This is a genomic window from Streptomyces sp. 13-12-16 (genome assembly GCF_002114215.1).
Taxonomy (GTDB): Bacteria; Actinomycetota; Actinomycetes; order Streptomycetales; family Streptomycetaceae; genus Streptomyces.
Window position 1 is genome coordinate 872 of record NZ_NCTE01001401.1, and the last position, 956, is coordinate 1,827.

The following is a 956-nucleotide window of genomic DNA, read 5'->3' on the forward strand; positions in this document are numbered from 1 at the left end:
GCGGACGAAGACGTCCGACACGCCGTTGGTGTCACCGGGCACGATGTCGTCGGCCGTGGACTGGAAGACCACGTCGCGCCCGCCGGCGCTGACCGCGTCGGTCCCGGCCGAGGCGGGCCGGTCCGAGACGGTCTCGTCGGTGCCCGTCTCCAGGTCGCGCAGCACGAGTGACGGCCCGTCCGTGTCGTTCGGGGCGTACAGCAGGTAGCGGCCGGTGGGATCGATGGCCACGCCCCGCACGTCCGGCACCAGTTGGTCGGTGCCCGAGCCCACGTCGTGGACGTGGGTGTCGGGGCCCGAGAGGTAGACGACCTTGCCGCCGTCCTTGCTGAGCTGGACGAGTTCCGCCTCCTGGGAGGGGCCCTCGATCGGGCCGGAGGTGGTGCCGTCGGTCCGGTCCCACACGAAGACGTCCTTCGCCCGGCCGTCCTGGTAGGCGACGTGGCGGCCGTCGCCGCTGAGGGACGGCCGGGACGGGGTGACGTGCTCGAACTCGGCGATGATCTCCGCGGTGTCGGCGTGCCAGTCCTGTACCTCGATGCGCTGCCGGGACGGAGGCCGGCCGGAGGTGGCGACCTGGGCGATGTAGCGGCCGTCCGCGCTCAGTGACGGCTGGCTGCAGCTGAGGCCCGGGCAGTTGATGCCGATCGTGCGTCCCAGGCTCACCTTGGACAGGAAGGTCTTCGTGTCCCTGAACAACAGCCCCCACAGGGCGACGTACTGCCCGTCGCCACTGATCACCGGGCGCTCGATCGGGGGCGTGTTGGTGCTCATCAGCGTGGTCTGACCCGTCCGCCGGTCGCGGACGAACACCCTCTTCCAGGTCACCGGGTTGTCGGAGGTGAGGTTGTTCGCCGCCGACGCGAAGGCGACGAGCCGCCCGTCCGACGTGATCGTGGCACCGGCGGAGTCGCCGTCGCCCTGGGCGCCGTCGGTCGCGACACTGATCCGCTCGA

General features: G+C 71.2%; 1 protein-coding gene. It reads right to left on the bottom strand.

Features of this window, described 5'->3' with window-relative positions:
* Window positions 1-956, bottom strand: a 956-nt coding sequence (locus tag B7767_RS41565) for a hypothetical protein (protein WP_085576368.1), incomplete at both ends; no start/stop codon positions are given.